The following is an 18,981-nucleotide window of genomic DNA, read 5'->3' as shown; positions in this document are numbered from 1 at the left end:
GTGGAAACTCTGAGTAAACTTGCGTTAAAGGCTGCAGAAGCCAATCCTGAAAAAGTTGCGGTGAAAGACCGGGAACGGTCTATCACATACGGAGAACTTAAATCCCGGACGCTCGCGCTGTCCCATTACCTGAACCAATGCGGGATCGCAAAGGGAGACCGCGTAGCTGTCCTGATGAAAAACAGACTGGAACATATTGAGCTGGATGTGGCATTGGCACACGGGGGGATTGTCAAAGTACCGCTCAATTACAGGCTGCATCCGAAAGAATTGGACTACCAGGTCCGTGATGCGGGCGTGTCCCTTGTCATCGGAGAACCTGACCTGCTTGAAACACTAAGCGATGACCTCCCCCTGCTACTGGTGGGGGAACCCTATGAACAGGCAATTGGTGATCATATGGGGGCTTCATTTTTTGAGGAAGTTGATGAAGATGACCTGTTTGCAATTATGTATACATCCGGCACGACGGGAAACCCGAAGGGCGTCATGCTGAGCCACCGAAATATGATTTCAGGGGCATTGTCGCTTGCCCAGGTATGCGAAGTGGACTATGACGATATTGTCGGTCATGTTGCCCCTCTTACACACGGAAGCAATTTCTTAAGCCATGTTTCATGGCTCTATGGTCTGACTCAGGTCGTCTATGACAAGTTTGAGGCAGAGCATTTCCTCGATCGACTGGCAGCGGATCAGGTCAGCATCATCTTCATGGTTCCGACCATCGTCAACCTGATGATCCAAGATGCTTCGTTTGATGCAGAAAAGCTGCGCAATGTGAAGTCCATCAACATGGCCGGCTCACCGATTGCCGCTGCAAAGCTGCAGGAAGCACTCGACAAGGCGGGCACTATTTTCGTGGAGACATACGGGCAGGTTGAGGCACCGATGTGCATCACGATGATGCCCCGCAATGAGCTTTCGAGACGTCTGGAGTCTTGCGGAAGAGTAGGACCGTTCGTGGACATGAAAATAGTGGATGACTCCAGTGCTGAAGTGAAAAACGGTGAAGTCGGAGAGATTATCTGTAAAGGGTCGCTCGTCATGCAGGGCTACTGGAACAACGAGAAGGCCACTAACGATACGCTCAAGGATGGGTGGCTGCATACCGGCGATCTCGGATGGCGGGATGATCAGGGTTATCTCCACATCGTTGACCGGAAAAAGGATGTCATCATTTCGGGCGGTGTCAACATCTACCCGCGAGAGGTGGAAGAAGTCCTGAATAAGCATGACGGGGTTAAAGAAACCTGTGTCATCGGCGTAGAGGATGAGAAGTGGGGAGAGAGCGTCGTCGCCTATGTTGTGCCCAACGGACGGCGTGAGGTATCGGAAGGCGATCTGGTAGCGCTCTGTAAAGAACATTTGGCAAGCTTTAAAAAGCCAAAGGAAATATATATTGTGGATGCGCTGCCGAAGAGTTCTTACGGCAAAATACTGAAGCGTGAGCTGAAGGCAATGCATGCGGGGGTTAAGTCATGACGACGAACACATATATTCACGGAATCGGAATGACCAAATTCGGCACACACGTAGACCGGACACTAAAAGAACTTTTACTGGATGCCAGCCGACAGGCTTTGGAGGATGCCGGCCGACCCAAAGTGGATGCCGTCTTCGTGGGCAACTTCCTCGCGGGGAGCATGTCAAACCAGGAAATTCTGGGGGCAATTGTGGCAAATGACCTCGGCCTCGGTTTTGTGCCAACTGCGAAAGTCGAAGGCGCCTGTGCCTCGGGCGGTATCGCGCTCCGGCAGGCTGTTCTAGCTGTGATGAGCGGTGAGCATGACACGGTCCTTGTCGCGGGCGTGGAGAAGATGAAGCATGCCAAGACAGCCGAGGTCACACAGGCCATCAATGCGGCGATGGACACGGACTCCAGTGAAAAAAGTGCCGGCCTGACATTCCCGGGGTTTTTTGGAGTGCTGGCCAATCGCTACTTCCATGAAACGGGAGCTTCCAAGAAACATTTGGCCATGGTGGCGCTGAAAAACCGGGAAAACGCGATGAACAATTCGCTTGCGCAATTCACAAAAGAAACCAGCCTTGACGAGATCATGAACGCAAGAATGATCACGGATCCACTGGGACTCTTTGATTGTTCGCCGATGACCGACGGTGCCGCAGCACTTGTCATCTCCAGGAAGCCAAGCGGCATTCACATCAAAGCTTCTTCACTGGTTTCCGGTCCGACTCAGATGCAGGATGCAGCCGATCTGCTGTCGATTCCGGCAATCGGAGAATCGGGCCGTCATGCATATGAAAAAGCCGGCCTCGGTCCGGAAGATATCGATGTGGTGGAAATCCATGACTGCTTCTCGATGACCGAAATGATTGCTATAGAAGAACTCGGCTTTTTCCCGCGGCTGGAAGGGTGGAAGGCAGTTGAGAAAGGCCTCACCAAAGCAAGCGGGGAAAAGCCGGTCAATACGAGCGGCGGCTTGCTCTCAAGGGGGCACCCGATCGGCGCCACCGGGCTCGCTCAGATTTACCAGCTCGTCCGGCAGTTGCGTGGCGACGCGGCCAACCAGGTGGAGGGCGCGCGGATTGCTCTCGCACAGAACCTCGGCGGTACCGGTTCATATTCCGCCGTTCATATTCTGGAAAGGGTGTGAAGAAACTGAAAGTCTATTTTTGCTGTGGACACGAGACCGTGGTGAAGAGAGTGTACTGCCCGACATGCGGGACAGATGGAATCTCAGAGCGGGAAGTCGAAGATAAAGGGCGCATTTACAGCTTTACTAAAATCCATGTACCCCCATCCGAATTTGCCCATTTGGCGCCATATTATGTGGCACTGGTCCAGCTGGACGGGACCAACGCAAAAGTCACTGCGAGAATGACCGAAGACATCGCAATCGGGGACAAAGTGGAATTGTTTAATGTGGAAGACGGGGCTTATGTATACAAGAAAGCTTGACGAGGCGGCCTGTACTTAATTGAAGTACAGGCTGTCCGCCATTGAAGGAAGTGTGCGAGTGGATATCATTAAAACGATCATTTCGAAGTACTTGCCTTTTTGGATCGTCTTCTGTGCGGTCATCGCTTATCTGTTCCCGAAGGCTTTTTCGGGGATCAGTGGATGGACATCGATTGGCCTTGGGGCAATTTTTCTCTTCATGGGAATGTCTCTGGCTACTTCCCAATTGGTTGAGACGGTCAAAAAGCCAAAAGTCGTCTTGATCGGTGTCCTGATTAAGTGGACGATGACTGTCACCATCTCTGTCGGCCTTGCTTACCTTTTTTTCAGAGACCAGCCGGAGCTGGCAACCGGTACCATCTTGGCAGGGACTGTACCTAGCGGAACTACTTCAAACCTGTTCGCCCTTCTGGCAGGAGGGGATGTGGCACTCAGCATCGCAATGGCCACAACAGATACTTTCCTGGCCCCGTTGCTGACGCCGGTCCTCACACAGTTTTTTGCAGGTCAGTTTATTCCCGTGAGTTTCTGGGCCCTGTTCATCAATATTATTCTGATCGTTCTGCTTCCGCTGACCACAGGATTGTTCCTTAAATGGAAATTCACTAAAGCGGTAGAGAAGGTTCGACCGTTTACCCCATTGCTATCTCAGCTTGCATTATTCATTGTTGTGCTTTCGGTGATTTCCAATGCGCAGAATGTACTGAGCGATAACCTTAGCGTAATCCCTGTCATTGCCATAGTGGTGTTTTTTCAGGTTACAGTTCCGATGGTGGGGGCCTATTTCATTGCCCGAATGATCGGTTTGAAAGAACAGCATGCCCGCTCCATGCTATTCCATGTTGGCATCTGCAACACAGCCCTTGCCGCAACACTGGCTCTGGAGCATGTCAGTGCCTTGTCTGCTGTACCGGCTGTACTGAATATGGTGACCAATCTGACGCTGGGGGCTGCAATTGCCAACTTCTTTCAGAAGCGGGGAGAGGAAGGAGTGCAGCTTTCGAAAGCGAGAATAAAGCAGGTGCAGTAGTTTGGCCTGAAATGAAAACTCCGGAGGTTGCCGCCTTCCGGAGTTTTCATGGTTTCGTATCAGAGCTGATGCAGAGAAACACAGTCCGCCCGCCACTCCGGTTGTACCAGTAGTGGGATTCTCCGGCGTCATAGAAAAGTGATTGGCCGGGAGCGAGTTCTGTCAGCCCGGCTCCGATTTCCACAGTAAGTGTGCCTTCCAGGACGTAGACGAACTCCTGGCCGGCATGGGTAATCGGCCGGCCTCCATTTTGTCCGGGTTCCAGCGTGACCTGCATCGGCATGAAGTCCGGGGCATTGAAGCCGGGCGCGAGATTTTGGTAATGGACGCCATATGCGGCAATGCGTTCGGCCATGATCATGCTTCCGTCTTGATTGGAATTGCCGGCTTCTTCTTCGAAAAAATGCCCCGGACTGACGCCCAGCGCAACGGAGATTTTCTTAAGGGATTCCAGTGTAGCGGAAGATTTTCCGCGCTCCAGCTGTGAAATGAAGCTGATGGAGAAGCCCGTGTCTTCCGCCACCTGTTTCAGGGTCTTCTGTTTTTCCTTGCGAATTGCCTTGATTTTCAGGCCGAGTGTTTTGTTCAATTTAAAATCCCCTAATTTTCAAATAATTATATTGACAACGGTTTCAGGCTTGCCTATGATAATAGCATAATTGAAGTGACACTTCAATTTAGGGGAGTTTCAACTTTTATAAGGGGATTAGGGGGAATTCGTTTGAAAGACAAGGACATGAGGCGAGTACTGATTGCCAGCCTCGTCGGAAGCTCCATCGAGTGGTTCGACTACTTTCTATATGGAACAGTGGCAGCGCTCGTCTTTAATACGATGTTCTTCGTGTCTGAAGATCCGTCGATCGGATTGATTCTGGCTTATGCATCATTTGCATTGTCGTTCTTTATCCGTCCGCTCGGCGGGGTCATCTTCAGCCATATTGGGGACCGGATCGGGAGGAAAAAGACGCTCGTCCTGACACTCAGCCTGATGGGGATTGCGACATTTGCGATGGGCCTTCTGCCGACGTATTATGCAATCGGAATCTGGGCCCCGATCCTTCTGATCACGCTCCGTCTGATCCAGGGGCTCGGCATCGGCGGGGAATGGGGCGGCGCGATGCTGCTTGCCGTGGAATATGCCCCAAAGGAACAGCGGGGCTTTTTCGGTTCCGTGCCGCAAATGGGGGTCACAATCGGCATGGTTCTCGGAACACTGGCACTGTCCGTCATGACGCTTCTTCCTGAAGACGCGTTCATGAGCTGGGGCTGGCGTGTGCCGTTCCTGTTGAGTGCGCTGCTCGTTATTTTCGGGCTCTGGATCCGTAAGGGGATTGAGGAAACGCCATCGTTCAAGAAGGTTCAGGCGGAAGGTTCCGTCCCGAAAGTGCCGCTCGTCCACACACTCAAACATCACTGGCGTGAAGTGCTGATCGCGGTCGGGGCTAAAGTCGTCGAGACGGCGCCGTTCTACATCTTTGGGACATTCGTGGTATCGTATGCGACAAGCAATGTCGGCCACACAAACAGTGAAGTGCTGAATGCGGTCATGGTCGCGACCATCATCACGACGATCCTCATTCCGATCATGGGCAAGCTGTCCGACAAAGTCGGCCGAAAGCCGCTGTACATCTGGGGAGCGTTCGGCATGATCCTCTTTGCCTTCCCGTACTTCTGGATGCTCCATGAAGGGTCCAATATCATGATGTTCCTCGCGACCATCATTGGGCTCGGCATCATCTGGGCACCAATCACCGCTGTACTCGGAACCATGTTCTCGGAAATCTTCTCGGCGGAAGTTCGGTACACCGGCATCACGCTCGGTTATCAGATCGGTGCAGCGGTTGCCGGGGGCACGGCTCCGCTGATCGCAACGGCGCTACTGATGCAGTTCAATAATTCCTATGTGCCGGTCGCGCTTTACATCATCTTCACGGCGGTCGTTTCACTCGTCGCCATCTGGGCCGTGCGTGACAGGAGCAACCAGCAGCTGGATGAGGAAGTTCCTGCTGCTGCAGGCAAAGCGAACATCACAGAAAAGCAGCTGGTCTGATTCGGCTGCCACAAAAGGTGGAATAGAAATGATCATCATGAACGAACAGCAGATTATGGACATGTACGGGATGGACGATGCGATCTCCGATGTGGAAGCGACGCTCAGGTCGCTTGCCGACGGGAAAATCGACAACCCGCTCCGCACGGTCATCGGGTTCCCGGAGCGGAGTGCTTCGGTCCTGTACATGCCATGTGCGGATCTTCAGGATGGGATAGCAGCTAGCAAGACTGTCTCGATCTTTCCCGAGAATCCGAAAGCGAACGGACTGCCGACCACACAGGGCGTCGTCCTCGTGACCGATGCAACGGACGGCAGACATTTGGCGACGCTGAATGCGTCGTACCTCACGCGGCTGCGGACCGGGGCGATGAGTGGTCTGGCAACAGACCGTCTCGCCAGGCAAGAGGCGTCGGTCCTCTGTGTGATCGGAACCGGCGGAATGGCTTATGAGCAGGTGCTCGGTGTGCTGGCCGTCCGGGATATCCGAGAGATCCTTCTGGTCAATCCGACCCGATCGAAGGCGGAAGCATTCGGTGAGCGTCTCCGCAGGGAAGGAAGGATTTCTGGGGATGTAAGGGTCAGAGTTGTTGAAGACGTCAATGAAGCGGTGAAACGTGCGGACATCATCAACTGTGCGACACGCTCCGAGACGCCGGTGTTTGACGGTGAAGCCGTGCGGCCGGGTACCCATGTGAACGGGGTCGGATCTTACCTGCCGCATATGCGGGAAGTGGACGAGACGTTCATCCGCCGCTGCTCGAAAATCATCGCGGATGACCTGCATGGTGTGCAGGAGGAGGCAGGGGAACTGATCCACGCAAACCGCTCTGGTGCCTGGTCATTTGATGACCTGCACGGTGAACTGGTGCACCTGGTGACCGGTGAAGTATCCGGGCGGGGGAACGATGATGAGATCACTTTCTTCAAGTGTGTCGGTGCCGCTTATTACGATCTGGCGGTGGCAAAGGGCGTCTACCGGAAAGCGGAAGCAGGGGGACACGGTGTACAAGTTGAGGTATAAGAACTGCGGGCCGGCAGCGATGCCGGTCTTTTTACTTCAAGGAATGTGGACGCTATCCGCAGGCTTTTGCGATAGAGCTTTTTAGAGATATCATTGGCGCGGCATTTGGTTCCCTGTTGCGATCTCGTCATTCGCTCCTGAAGTATCGTCATTCGGCCGATTAATTTCGTCATTGACTGACAATTTGTCCGCGAATGACGAAATCGGAAGCGTGAACGATGAGATTGAACCCGGGAATGACGAAATTGTGCCCATGAATGACGGAACCCCCGCTTGATCTGAATTTCAGTGGCCTCACCGGCGGGCCGTCATATGAAAAAGCGATGCCGCGCGGGCATCGCTTTTCATCATTTTTAAAGCACTTTCTCGAGAAAGTCCCTCGCCCGGTCCGTCTTCGGATTGCTGAAGAATTCGTCCGGTGTGCCTTCTTCGACCAGTTTGCCCTGGTCGAGGAACAGGACGCGGTCGGCGACTTCTCGTGCAAAGCCCATTTCGTGGGTGACGACGATCATCGTCATGCCGCTTTTTGCGAGGTCCTTCATGACATCGAGCACTTCCTTGACCATTTCCGGGTCGAGGGCGGATGTCGGTTCGTCGAACAGCATCAGCTTCGGTTCCATGGCGAGTGCGCGGGCGATTGCGACACGCTGTTTCTGGCCGCCTGACAAGCTGGCCGGATAGGAATCGGCCTTATCCGACAGGCCGACCCGCTTGAGGAGGGTGCGTGCCTTTTCCTCTGCCTGTGCTTTTGATTCACCTCTTACTTTCATCGGCGCATACGTGAGGTTGCCGAGGACGGTAAGGTGGGGGAACAGGTGGAAGTGCTGGAATACCATGCCGATCTCCTGGCGCGCGGCCCGGATATCGGCTTTTTTGTCGGTGATGTTAAAACCGGCGATTTCGACCGTGCCGCCGGTCGGTTCCTCCAGCTTGTTCAGGCAGCGGAGGAAGGTCGACTTTCCGGAGCCGGACGGGCCGATGACAGCGATCACCTGGCCGGCATCGACTTCTGTGGAGATCCCTTTCAGGACCTCCAGGTCACCGAATGATTTGACGAGTCCCTTAACGGATATCACTTGCCTTCAGCCTCCTTTCAATCTTGCGTCCGATGAGCGTAAGGATCATGACGAGGACCCAGTAGATGAGTCCGACAAAGAGCAGCGGCTCGAACTGGCGGTACATGCTGGCACCGACGACCTGCGCGCGGCGCATAAGGTCGAGGTAGCCGATTGTCGAGACGAGCGCGGATTCCTTCGTGAGGGTGATGACTTCGTTCATGAGCGCAGGAAGGATATTTTTGAATGCCTGCGGGAGGATGATGTCCTTCATCATCGCACGATACGGGACGCCAAGCGCCTGGGCAGCTTCGACCTGCCCTTTGTCAACCGCCTGAATGCCGGCGCGGATGATTTCGGAAATATAGGCCGCGGAGTTCAGCCCGAATGCGGTGATCGCCGACAGGAACGGGGTGATGTCATATCCCGTCAGCTGCGGGACGGCAAAGTAGATCAGCATCAGCTGGAGGATCAGCGGCGTCCCGCGGAAAATGGACGTGTAGGCAACTGCGAATGCCCGGAGCGGAGCGGGACCGCTGATTTTGAACAGGGCGAGCAGCGTACCGATCAGGGCACCGATCAGAAGGGCGACCGCAACGAACTTCAGCGTTACCCAGATGCCTTCCAGCATATATGGGATATAAGGGGTCATCTGCGTGAAATCGAGATTCATGATGGATTCACTCTTTTCTGTCATCCCGGCCATGCGGGAAGTTTGGATAGGAAAAGGGGCTGCCGGATGAGCGGGCAACCCCTGCCAAAGGCTTATTCCTGGTCGGTCAGCCACTTGTCCTTGAGTTCCTGGAGCGAGCCGTCTTCTTCCATTTCGGCAAGCACACTATTGACGTCTTCGACGAGGTCGCTGTCTTTAGGGAAGGCAACGGCCATGCCCGGAGAGCTGGTCGTCGGGTCATCGAATCCGCCAAGGCCCTGTTCTTTGACGTGTCCGACCGCTACGGATTTATCCATATAGGCGGCATCGATGCGTCCAGTCTTCAGTTCCTGGATAAGAAGAAGGGAGTTGTCGAGCGCTTTGAGTTCAAAGTTGATCCCTTCATTTTCCTTCAGGCGTTTTGCGCCATCTTCCTGGATCGTTCCCAGCTGAACGCCGACGGTCTTGCCTTCAAGATCCTCAATGGATTTGATGTCTGAATCCGGAGTGGTGACGAAGAATTCACCGGAGCGGTTGTACTCGGTCGAGAAGTCGACGTTCTGTTTCCGCTCATCGGTTGCACTCATGCCGGAAAGGACCATGTCGACGCGGCCTGTGTTGAGAGCGCCGATCAGGCCGTCGAACTTCATGTCATGAATCTCCAGCTCATAGCCGAGTTCGTCTGCGATGTGGTTGGCAAGGTCGATGTCAAAGCCGATTTCCTTGCCCGCTTCGTCCCGGAATTCAAATGGAGGGAAGTCCGCGGATGTGCCCATTTTCAGGACTTTCGTTTCAGCGCTGTCCGCCGACGCGTCCGTTGTGTCGCCGGATGTGGAATCTCCTCCCGAGCCGCAGGCTGCAAGAAACAGTGTTGCGGATGCGAACGATGCAAAAATTGCTTTCTTAAACATGTATAAAACCCCCGTCGAATGTATATTTATTCGTTAAAATGATTATAGACTCTTAGTCCCACTCTGTAAAGTGCAAATTCATGCAAAAAACCGATTTCATATGAGAAATCGGTTTCAGGTCTCTGGTAGAGCGGGTGAGATGTTGATCATCTTCATTAAGACATTGACGATCCCACCTGCAACGTTGGCATACCTGCCTCTTAGTCTCTCGGCTCTCCCACGAGGAGATCCAGCTCAACTGTGATTTCGGCCGACTCGCGGTCTAGAAATCTGTTGACCGCTTCGGGGTCCGGCGACCAGGAAAGCGGAGTCATGCGTACCAGATCTTCAAGCTGCGAGCGTTCGAGCCGGACGGAGTAGCGGAGGGGAACAGTTTCCGTGCGGCGGAAATGCCGGTCGAAGAGACCAATTGTATCTTCATTGGAATACGTCCGGCGCTCATCCGTATAAAGGGCTTCCCGCAGCTCACGCAGGTAGCCGGCACCTGGAACGACCTTGATAAGCCTGCCTCCGGGAGCGAGCATCCTGGTAAATTCATCGTAGTTCGAAGGCGAAAGGATATTCAGGATGGCGTGGATGGAGCCATCTGAAAACGGCGATTGGGCCAGGTCGCCGACAAGCCAGACAGCACTCTGGAAATCTCTTGCTGCGAGCTGCACGCCTTCCTTTGCGATATCCAGACCTGCACCGGCCACATTCAGCCCGCCGAGCTTCTCCAGGATCCGGTGAAGATGTGTTCCTTCGCCGCAGCCGATGTCGGCGACGACAGCCGGCCGGGAATCCGATACAGGCATCTGCCGGATCCATTCAGCCGCCGCTTCATGGAACGGGGCATACAATCCGCTGTCCAACATAATCCGGCGCCTCGCCTCAAACAGTTCCTTATTATAATGGCCGCCGGCAGGCCGGGTCAGCACGTTGACATAGCCCTGTTTGGCAAAGTCGAATGAATGATGATCCCGGCAAAGGAGCCGTCCGTCTTCCTCGACACGGATCGGATTTCCGCAGACCGGGCATTTCAGCGCATGCTCGATCCGCGCCGCACGCCGGGCGCCGTCTGTCCGTTTTGACATGTGTGCACCTTCTTTTCCGTACAGTTTATGGGGTTGCCCTGATTTTATCAGGTTCCGTACCGAGTCCAAAGCATTCCCGCCATTTTCGACACAAACTCTCCATCTTTTCCGGTTTCCGTTTCACAGGCAGGGGTAGAAGTAAAAAGTACTGAGTTGAAAGTTTTTCCAAAGAATCAGAGGAGTTGGGGACATGTTTTTGGCGTGGCGAGAAATCAGACAAAATAAACTCCGGTTTGCGCTTGTGACGGCCGTGCTGCTGCTTGTGTCGTATCTCGTATTCTTCCTGTCCGGGCTGGCATCCGGCCTAGCCGGGCTGAACCGGGAGGCGGTCGACAAGTGGCAGGCGGACGGCATCTACCTGACCGATGAGTCCGATAAGAGTCTGACGCAGTCAATGATGGAGGCTGACCTGGCCGATGAGGTCGAGGCGGATGAAGCGGCGGTGCTTGCCCAGACGAACCTGATCGCCGACAACGGTGATGTAAAGAGCGGTGTCGCGCTGTTCGGCATCCGTCCGGATGAGTTCATCATGCCGGAGCCGACCGAAGGCAACGGGTTCTCGGAGGAGTTCGAAGTGATCGCCTCGGACAGCCTGAAGGAGGAAGGGTTCTCCATCGGGGATGAACTGGACCTTTCCGGGTCCGAAGAGACACTGACAATCACGGGATTCACGGACGAAGCCCGTTTTAACGCCGCACCGGTTTTGTATATGAATCTGGACGATTTTGAAAAGGTGCGTCCGGGTGCCGCCGCACTGGCGCAGCAGGATGAAATTGCGGGACAGGAAGAGCAGTCTGGCATGGTGAACGCAATCGTCGTCAGAGGCGCTCAGCCCGGTGATGTACCGGAAGACCTGGAGTATATGGAGTCCGAAACGTTCATCGAAAACCTTCCGGGCTACACCGAGCAGAACCTGACACTGACGTTCATGATCTACTTCCTGTTCGCCATATCGGCGGCGGTCGTGGCGATCTTCCTTTATGTGCTCACCGTTCAGAAGATCAGCATGTTCGGTGTCATGAAGGCGCAGGGCATCTCCAGCGCATATCTGTCCCGTTCGGTCATCGCACAGACTTTCATCCTCGCGGTGATCGGCGTACTGATCGGGTTCGGCCTGACGGTGCTGACCGGGCAGTTCCTGCCGGCCGCCGTACCGGTGTCGTTTGACTATGGCATGATGGCGATCTATGGAGCCGTCCTGATCGTGGTGGCAATCCTTGGGGCGCTCGTGTCGGTCTGGACGATTGTGAAAATTGACCCGCTGGAGGCGATTTCGGGATGACGGAACATGTATTGCAGATGGACGATGTGACGAAAACATTCGGTTCCGGAAGGACGGAAGTCCGGGCGCTGAAAAAGACTTCACTGGATGTAAACCGCGGAGAGGTGATTGCAATCATCGGACCATCGGGTTCCGGCAAGTCTACATTGCTGACGATTGCGGGCGGACTGCAGGGGCCGACCGGGGGAGAAGTGCGGATTGCGGGCGAGCGGATCACCGAACTCGGAGAAAAGGACCGCTCCAAAGTCCGGCTGGAACATGTCGGGTTCATCCTCCAGTCCTCGAACCTTGTCCCGTTCCTGACGGTTTCCGATCAGCTGAAGCTGCTGGACAAAGTCAAAAAGGGCAACATGAAAAAGGATGAGCGGGACGGTCTGCTGGAAGAGCTCGGAATTACAAAGCTCGCCAAAAAATATCCGAACGACCTGTCGGGCGGGGAGCGGCAGCGTGTCGCCATTGCAAAGGCGCTCTACAGCAACCCGTCTCTTCTGCTGGCAGATGAGCCGACTGCATCGCTCGACTCGGACCGGGCGTTCGAGGTAATGAAGCTCCTGAAAAGCGCTGCAGTGAAGAAAAATGCTGCAACCATCGTCGTCACGCATGATACCCGACTCACTGACTATGTGGACAAGGTCTATAAAATGGTTGATGGTGTCCTGCATCTCGAAGCCGACAAAGGCGGTGCTGAGCCGCTTGAGGAAGGGCGGACGGATTTCCTGGAGAAAGGCGGGAATGAAGATGGCATTTGACTATGACCTGGATTTTGACAACATTGATTTCAGGGAACGTCCAGATCTGTACCGGGTCGGCAGGGGCGAGCAGGGCGTTCTCCTCGTCGAACCGTACAAGAGTGAACTCCTTCCGCACTGGCGGTTCCGTACGCCGGACATTGCCAGGCAGTCTGCAGAAACGCTTTATGAGATGTTCGAGGACTATCGGAAGAACGATGACTTTGTCGGCATGGACATGGCACGCAAATTCATCCAGATGGGCTATACGAGGGCCAGACGCTACACGAATTACAAAGGCGGCCGGAAGTACAAAGAAGACGGAACGACCCACGAGCGGGTCGAGGATCCGGTAAAGGCGAAATCAGCCGCCATCTTCAAAGAATACTGGGACCGCATCCGGGAAGATGATGACTATCTGGGCCGCAAAAAAGAACACCAGAAAAATTACGGCTGATTTCTGTGCATAAAGGAAACGGATTCTCCCCATACTGAATGTGATTACGAAAAGGATGGGGGATTCGCCAATGGGTGTCATGAATGACAATCCGAAAAATGAACCGCTGCATTACGGTGAGGTCGTCGGTATTTGGGCTTACGTCGCTGCGAACAATGGTCTGATTAGCATGTACGAAGCGTTTGTGAATCATGCAGGCGACAAGGAACTGATCGGCGTGCTCGAAGACGCCATTAAGATGATGAAGTCGGAGAACACATCCGTCGAGAAAATCCTGAAGGAAAATGGCGTTACGCCGCCTCCGGCCATGCCGTCCCGAGGAAAAGCTTCCTCCGAGGACATTCCGACAGGCGCCAAGTTCTCTGACCAGGAAATCGCCGCAATTCTCGGCGTCAATGCAGGCCAGGGCCTCGTGTCCTGCAGCCAGGTGATGGGCCAGTGCAGCCGGGAAGATGTGGCCGCGCACTTTGCACGGTTCCATGCAGACCGCGCCACTGCAGGGGCAAAGCTGCTACGCCTTACGAAGCAAAAGGGCTGGCTTGTCACACCGCCGCTCCACCAGCAAAAAAGCAACTGAACGAATGCGCTCCGCCTCGGCGGGGCGTATTTCTTTTTGTATACCTAAAGGCATTCCAAAAGAAGGCAATCGGCAAGATTCTTTCTCAGAGAAGGAGTTTCGACACGAATTGTCAAAACAGTCAGGGTAGAAAGAAGGGATGTCTATGGAGCTGAACTACCACCCGCTGGGGGACGGGGCCATTGTTGTGACGGCCGGTGAGTCGATCAGTGACGAAACCACGGCGCTAGTGCGGGCGATTGCAGAAGCAATCACACGTGCAGAGATTCACGGCGTGTCTGATGTGATCCAGGCTTATGTCACCGTGACCGTCTGCTATGACGCAGAGGGAGGAATGACGTATAGAACAATGGAGAAAAGGCTGCGCGAGATTCTTTCGGATGTCAGGCCGGCCGGAAAAGGCGAAGGACGCACCGTCGAGATTCCGGTTTGCTATGGAGGTGAGTTCGGGCCTGACCTGGCGTTTGTCGCGGACCATAACGGTCTGACCGAGGAAGAAGTGATCCGGATCCACTCCGGAACTACTTATGACGTGAAGATGATCGGTTTTGCCCCCGGGTTCCCGTTCCTGGGAGGAATGGATGAACGGATTGCGGCCCCGAGAAGGCCGTCGCCGCGATTGGAAATTCCGGCAAGAACGGTTGGGATCGCAGGCGCGCAGACCGGTGTGTATCCGATTGGGACGCCGGGAGGCTGGCAGCTGATCGGCAGGACGCCGGTCGAACTGTTTTTGCCGGATCAGGAGATTCCGAGCCTTCTGCGGCCGGGGGACCAAGTCAGGTTCAGGCCGATCACCACCGAAGAATATAAAAAGATGGAGGTGGACCGCCATGCTCATCATTGAGAAGTCGGGCCTCCAGACGTCTGTCCAGGACCTGGGCCGGCCGGGCTTCCAGCAGTATGGGGTGGTTGCGGGCGGCGCGATGGATCCGTATTCACACCGGGTGGCAAATCTTCTTGCCGGCAACAGCGAGACTTGCGCCACAATTGAAGCGGCTCTTGCCGGACCGTCCATCCGCTTTGAAATGGACAGCCTGATTGCCCTTGCAGGCGGGGACCTGTCGCCGGGTATTGATGGGGAACCAGTCCCGATGTGGAGGCCGGTTGCCGTAAAGGCAGGAGCGGTCCTTACATTCGGAAAGCCGGTCTCGGGCTGCCGGGTCTATATCGCGGTCGCCGGCGGAATCGATGTGCCGGAAGTGATGGGCAGCCGGTCGACTTATACAAAAGCCCGTATAGGCGGAGTGGAAGGCCGGTGCCTTAAGAAGGGCGACATGCTTCAGGCCGGGAAGCCGTCCATTCTCGCAAAGCATTGGGCCGCGACAGCCCTTTCCAAAGCCGGAGAGAGGCAATTCTGTGCCGCGGACTGGTCCGTCTCGGATGAACTCGTTCCGCGTTACGGAAATCAGGCGGAAATACGGATGATGAAAGGGCCGCAGCATCGCTGGTTTGACGAAGAAAGCAGGTCACTGTTCTTCAGTGGGACCTTCACCGTCTCCTCGGAATCCGACCGGATGGGCTACCGGCTGAAAGGGGATGCGCTCCGTTTGTCCGAGCCGCGAGAGCTTCTTTCGGAAGGTGTCGTGGCCGGGGCGGTCCAGGTGCCGTCCGGCGGCAGTCCGATCCTTCTCATGGCGGACCGGCAGACAACCGGGGGCTACCCGAAGATCGGCCAGGCGGCATCGGTCGACCTTCCGCTTGTCGCCCAGCTGCAGCCGGGGGCCCAACTCCGATTCAAGGAAGTATCCGTGGATGAAGCGCAACAGCTTCTGATTCAACGGAAAAAACGGCTTGCGGAACTGAAACTGGCCGTAGAGCTGAAAATGAAAGGGGTATAAACATGGATTATCAAGTGGACCTGAACTGCGATATGGGAGAATCATTTGGTGCCTATACGATGGGAAATGACGAACAAATCCTTGACCTGATCACAAGTGCAAACGTCGCCTGCGGCTTTCACGCGGGTGATCCGTCCGTCATGAAGAAAACGGTGCGGATGGCAATGGAAAAAGGCGTCGGAATCGGTGCCCATCCCGGAACGCCTGACCTGGCCGGATTCGGCCGGCGCGCCATGGCCATTTCAGCGGAAGAGGCGTATGACCTCACGATGTACCAGATCGGTGCCCTTGATGCGTTTATCCGCTCGGAAGGGGGCGTGATGCAGCACGTCAAGCCGCACGGTGCGCTCTACAACATGGCGGCAAAGGATGCTTTGCTTTCCGATGCGGTTGCGGAAGCGGTGTATGCCGTGAACCCCGAACTCATCCTTTTCGGACTGTCGGGCAGCGAACTGATCAGGGCCGGAGAAAAAATCGGGCTCCGGACTGCGAGCGAAGTCTTTTCGGACCGGACGTATCAGCCGAACGGATCACTCACGAACCGCCGGGAACCGAACGCGCTCATCACGGATCCGGAAACTGCAGGAGCACAGGTGGTCCGGATGGTCAAAGAGGGCAAAGTGAAGACAGTCGACCAGACTGATTTCAAACTGCGCGCGGACACCGTCTGCATCCATGGCGACGGCGTCACCGCACTGGAGTTTGCCCGCCGGCTCAAAGCCCTGCTGCCCGAGGAAGGGGTAAAAGTGGAGAAGATCGGCAGCCGGTTTTCATGACTGTCCGGTAAAACATTCGCTAGAGAATAGGGGAAATGTAGGGGGAGACCAATGAATCAGACAGTGGACCAAAAACAAATCCGCAGCGTCATGCTCGGTGCCGCGTTCCTGATGGCCACCTCGGCCATCGGACCGGGTTTTCTTACGCAGACGACAGTATTTACCGAACAGCTCCTGGCGAGCTTTGCGTTCGTCATCCTGATTTCAATTCTGATTGACATTGCCGCGCAGCTGAACATCTGGCGGATCATCGCCGTTTCCGGCAAACGGGCGCAGGACATCGCAAACGATGTGCTGCCGGGCCTGGGGTATGTGCTCGCGCTGCTTGTCGTTATGGGCGGCCTGGCTTTTAACATCGGCAACATCGGGGGTGCGGGCCTGGGCGCCAATGTGCTGTTCGGCCTCGATCCGAAAACAGGCGCCATCATCAGCTGCCTTCTTGCCATCGGCATCTTTATCGTGAAGGAAGCGGGCCGTGCCATGGACCGGTTCACACAGATTTTGGGCTTTGTCATGATTGCGCTGACACTTTATGTCATGTTCACCGCACAGCCGCCATACGGGGAAGCAGCGCTGCGTACGGTGGCCCCGCTTGAGCTGGATGTCCTGGCCATAGTCACGCTTGTCGGGGGGACAGTCGGCGGTTATATCACCTTCGCGGGCGGTCACCGGCTTATTGACGCCGGCATCAAGGGGAAGGAGTATCTGCCCGTTGTCTCGAAAAGTGCGGTCACCGCGATCGGGGTCGCCTCGCTTATGCGGATCCTTCTGTTTCTTGCCGTTCTCGGTGTCGTATCCCAGGGGCTGAAGCTGGATCCGGGCAACCCGCCGGCATCCGTCTTCCAGCTGGCGGCAGGGGACATCGGCTATAAGATCTTCGGCGTTGTCATGTGGTCGGCCGCGGTCACGTCGGTGGTAGGAGCGGCCTACACATCCGTCTCCTTTATCCGGTCGTTCAGCACATGGATCGACCGGCATGCGAAAAAGTTCATCATCGGATTCATTTTGATCTCCACTCTCGTCTTTGTTATCGTGGGGCAGCCCGTAAAGATTCTCGTGCTCGTCGGCTCGCTCAACGGCCTCATCCTGCCGCTCGCGCTCGGCGTCATGCTGATTGCCGCCTACAAGACGCGGATTGTCGGTGATTACAAGCATCCGGCGTGGCTGACAGTACTCGGTATCATCACGGTCATCGCAATGGCTTTGATGGGCGGTTATTCCCTGATCAATGGAATCCCTCAGTTGTTTAAGTGATTCGGACTAATATTTTTCAGAACCCGATTGACGGGACAAGCCCCAACTTGGTATTCTAAATTTAACAGACAACGGAAAGCAGGTGATGTGAGATGGCTAAAGTAGAGATTGCAGTGAAACAATCCGGTCGGCCTGGAATCACACGCCTGCGGGGCGCGTTTTGACGCGTTCTCCTGTTTCGCGTGCCTGAGAACCTCCACAGCCGCCGGATTGACGGTGCTGTCGGAGGTTTTTCTTATGGTCACGGACATAACAGGAGGAAATGAATTTGAATACGACCCAATATGGTTTTAAAGATCCGTTCAAGACGCAGGCGGAGAGCCTGATGGCGACACCCGAGTTTTCACGGTGCATTCCGGGCCGGGTGGTCCTTGAACACAAACGGATGTACCGCGTGGTGACGGAGCATGGGGAATGGCTCTCGGCGGTTTCGGGCAGTTTTGCGTTCCATTCAGCCGGAAGGATGGATTTCCCGTCAGTCGGGGACTGGGTGCTCGTGGAGCAGATGCCCGGCGAGGAGAAAGGAATTATCCATGCGCTGCTTGACCGGACTTCGGTCTTTACACGCAAGGAAGCGGGGCAGCGGGTGGAGGAACAGATCGTCGCGGCGAATGTGGACATCGTCTTTCTCGTCATGAGCCTGAATGCCGACTTTAACGCCCGCAGGCTGGAGCGGTATCTGGTTGCAGCCTGGGATTCCGGGGCGAGGCCGGTGATCGTGCTGACGAAAAAGGATCTGTGCGAGAATCCGTCCGACTATCTGGATGAGCTCGGAGGTGTCGCGTTCGGCGTGGATACGGTGCTCGTGAGTGCTGTGACCGGGGAAGGGCTCGACGAAGTCCGCGCCTTTCTCGGTGAAGGGGTGACGGCCGCGCTTCTCGGCTCTTCCGGGGCAGGCAAGTCCACACTCACGAATGCGCTGTCGGGCAAGGAAATGATGGCCGTGCAGGACATCCGGGAAGATGACGCAAAGGGACGACATACGACGACCCACCGCGAACTGATCCCGCTGCCGGGCGGGGCCTGCCTGATCGATACACCGGGAATGCGGGAACTCCAGCTGATGGATCAGAGCGAGGGATTGGAATCCGGTTTCAGTGATATTGATGAATTGGCAGATTCTTGCCGGTACCGCGATTGCGGACACAAAAAAGAACCGGGCTGCGCGGTCCGCGAAGCGGTTGAAGAGGGCCGGCTGCCGGAAGAAAGGCTCACAAGCTATTTTAAACTCCAGCGGGAAATCGCCTATATCGAACAGAAATCCGATGCCCGTGCCAGGATGGCAAGCGCAAAGCAGCGCAAGGACCTGACCAAGGCCGTGCGCCGCGCACAAAAACAGAAGAAACGATGAAAC

The 18,981-nt window shown here is 55.3% G+C and carries 20 protein-coding genes; 15 read left to right on the top strand and 5 right to left on the bottom strand.

Annotation, left to right across the window (positions count from 1 at the left end; genetic code table 11):
- From C772_RS04905 to C772_RS04890, 4 genes are read left to right on the top strand one after another with little or no spacing between them, the layout of a single operon-like run.
- Nucleotides 1-1,482, top strand: coding sequence for a class I adenylate-forming enzyme family protein (locus tag C772_RS04905; RefSeq protein ID WP_008297895.1), 1,482 nt, complete (start codon nucleotides 1-3; stop codon nucleotides 1,480-1,482).
- Complete coding sequence (locus C772_RS04900; RefSeq protein ID WP_008297893.1) at nucleotides 1,479-2,615, top strand: thiolase C-terminal domain-containing protein; 1,137 nt, start codon at nucleotides 1,479-1,481, stop codon at nucleotides 2,613-2,615. The genes C772_RS04905 and C772_RS04900 overlap by 4 nt, the downstream gene beginning before the upstream one ends.
- 38 nt (nucleotides 2,616-2,653) lie before the next feature.
- Nucleotides 2,654-2,920: a Zn-ribbon domain-containing OB-fold protein gene (locus tag C772_RS04895; RefSeq protein ID WP_235046374.1), complete on the top strand. Its 267-nt coding sequence runs from the start codon at nucleotides 2,654-2,656 to the stop codon at nucleotides 2,918-2,920.
- 58 nt (nucleotides 2,921-2,978) lie between these two features.
- Entirely contained in the window at nucleotides 2,979-3,950 is a 972-nt protein-coding gene (locus tag C772_RS04890) for a bile acid:sodium symporter family protein (protein ID WP_235046373.1), read from the top strand.
- Nucleotides 3,951-3,996: 46 nt separating this feature from the next.
- On the opposite strand, the gene C772_RS04885 is transcribed toward C772_RS04890, so the two are convergent.
- Nucleotides 3,997-4,539: a helix-turn-helix domain-containing protein gene (locus C772_RS04885; RefSeq protein ID WP_008297886.1), complete on the bottom strand. Its 543-nt coding sequence runs from the start codon at nucleotides 4,537-4,539 to the stop codon at nucleotides 3,997-3,999.
- Between the two features lie 147 nt (nucleotides 4,540-4,686).
- Between C772_RS04885 and C772_RS04880 the strand changes: the two genes are divergently transcribed.
- Nucleotides 4,687-6,000, top strand: a complete 1,314-nt coding sequence (locus tag C772_RS04880) for an MFS transporter (protein ID WP_200858840.1) — start codon at nucleotides 4,687-4,689, stop codon at nucleotides 5,998-6,000.
- 28 nt (nucleotides 6,001-6,028) lie between these two features.
- Nucleotides 6,029-7,024: an ornithine cyclodeaminase family protein gene (locus C772_RS04875; RefSeq protein WP_008297882.1), complete on the top strand. Its 996-nt coding sequence runs from the start codon at nucleotides 6,029-6,031 to the stop codon at nucleotides 7,022-7,024.
- A gap of 353 nt (nucleotides 7,025-7,377) precedes the next feature.
- Here C772_RS04875 and C772_RS04870 read toward each other — a convergent pair whose 3' ends face one another.
- From C772_RS04870 to C772_RS04855, 4 genes are all read right to left on the bottom strand, one after another.
- Nucleotides 7,378-8,100, bottom strand: a complete 723-nt coding sequence (locus C772_RS04870) for an amino acid ABC transporter ATP-binding protein (RefSeq protein WP_008297880.1) — start codon at nucleotides 8,098-8,100, stop codon at nucleotides 7,378-7,380.
- Nucleotides 8,087-8,752: an amino acid ABC transporter permease gene (locus C772_RS04865; RefSeq protein WP_008297877.1), complete on the bottom strand. Its 666-nt coding sequence runs from the start codon at nucleotides 8,750-8,752 to the stop codon at nucleotides 8,087-8,089. The genes C772_RS04870 and C772_RS04865 overlap by 14 nt, the downstream gene beginning before the upstream one ends.
- 92 nt (nucleotides 8,753-8,844) lie before the next feature.
- Entirely contained in the window at nucleotides 8,845-9,642 is a 798-nt protein-coding gene (locus C772_RS04860) for an ABC transporter substrate-binding protein (protein ID WP_008297875.1), read from the bottom strand.
- A gap of 200 nt (nucleotides 9,643-9,842) precedes the next feature.
- Nucleotides 9,843-10,715 carry a putative RNA methyltransferase gene (locus tag C772_RS04855; RefSeq protein ID WP_008297874.1) on the bottom strand — a complete coding sequence of 291 codons (873 nt, stop codon included), beginning with the start codon at nucleotides 10,713-10,715 and terminating at the stop codon, nucleotides 9,843-9,845.
- A 190-nt stretch (nucleotides 10,716-10,905) separates the two neighbouring features.
- Here C772_RS04855 and C772_RS04850 point away from each other — a divergent pair, with 190 nt between their 5' ends.
- The 9 genes from C772_RS04850 to rsgA all read left to right on the top strand — a co-directional run bounded on the left by C772_RS04850 (nucleotide 10,906) and on the right by rsgA (nucleotide 18,978).
- The gene (locus tag C772_RS04850; protein WP_008297872.1) at nucleotides 10,906-11,997 is read left to right on the top strand and encodes an ABC transporter permease; all 1,092 of its coding nucleotides are present in this window, start codon (nucleotides 10,906-10,908) and stop codon (nucleotides 11,995-11,997) included.
- Nucleotides 11,994-12,746, top strand: coding sequence for an ABC transporter ATP-binding protein (locus C772_RS04845; RefSeq protein WP_008297869.1), 753 nt, complete (start codon nucleotides 11,994-11,996; stop codon nucleotides 12,744-12,746). Before C772_RS04850 ends, C772_RS04845 begins: the two co-directional genes overlap by 4 nt.
- A complete protein-coding gene (locus C772_RS04840; RefSeq protein ID WP_008297868.1) occupies nucleotides 12,736-13,182 on the top strand; it encodes a DUF4385 domain-containing protein in 447 nt (148 codons plus the stop codon). The genes C772_RS04845 and C772_RS04840 overlap by 11 nt, the downstream gene beginning before the upstream one ends.
- A gap of 70 nt (nucleotides 13,183-13,252) precedes the next feature.
- Complete coding sequence (locus C772_RS04835; RefSeq protein ID WP_008297866.1) at nucleotides 13,253-13,759, top strand: DUF3231 family protein; 507 nt, start codon at nucleotides 13,253-13,255, stop codon at nucleotides 13,757-13,759.
- A gap of 145 nt (nucleotides 13,760-13,904) precedes the next feature.
- Nucleotides 13,905-14,603, top strand: a complete 699-nt coding sequence (pxpB, locus tag C772_RS04830) for a 5-oxoprolinase subunit PxpB (protein ID WP_008297865.1) — start codon at nucleotides 13,905-13,907, stop codon at nucleotides 14,601-14,603.
- Nucleotides 14,590-15,597, top strand: coding sequence for a 5-oxoprolinase subunit C family protein (locus tag C772_RS04825; protein ID WP_008297863.1), 1,008 nt, complete (start codon nucleotides 14,590-14,592; stop codon nucleotides 15,595-15,597). The genes pxpB and C772_RS04825 overlap by 14 nt, the downstream gene beginning before the upstream one ends.
- A gap of 2 nt (nucleotides 15,598-15,599) precedes the next feature.
- Complete coding sequence (locus C772_RS04820; RefSeq protein WP_008297862.1) at nucleotides 15,600-16,373, top strand: LamB/YcsF family protein; 774 nt, start codon at nucleotides 15,600-15,602, stop codon at nucleotides 16,371-16,373.
- Nucleotides 16,374-16,424: 51 nt separating this feature from the next.
- A complete protein-coding gene (locus tag C772_RS04815) occupies nucleotides 16,425-17,627 on the top strand; it encodes an NRAMP family divalent metal transporter (RefSeq protein ID WP_008297860.1) in 1,203 nt (400 codons plus the stop codon).
- 268 nt (nucleotides 17,628-17,895) lie between these two features.
- Nucleotides 17,896-18,978 carry a ribosome small subunit-dependent GTPase A gene (gene rsgA, locus C772_RS04810; protein ID WP_008297858.1) on the top strand — a complete coding sequence of 361 codons (1,083 nt, stop codon included), beginning with the start codon at nucleotides 17,896-17,898 and terminating at the stop codon, nucleotides 18,976-18,978.
- Nucleotides 18,979-18,981: the final 3 nt, after the last annotated feature.

It is taken from the genome of Bhargavaea cecembensis DSE10 (assembly GCF_000348905.1).
Taxonomy (GTDB): Bacteria; Bacillota; Bacilli; order Bacillales_A; family Planococcaceae; genus Bhargavaea; species Bhargavaea cecembensis.
The sequence above is the reverse complement of the archived record's forward strand: the minus strand, read 5'-3'. Positions and strand labels throughout refer to the sequence as shown.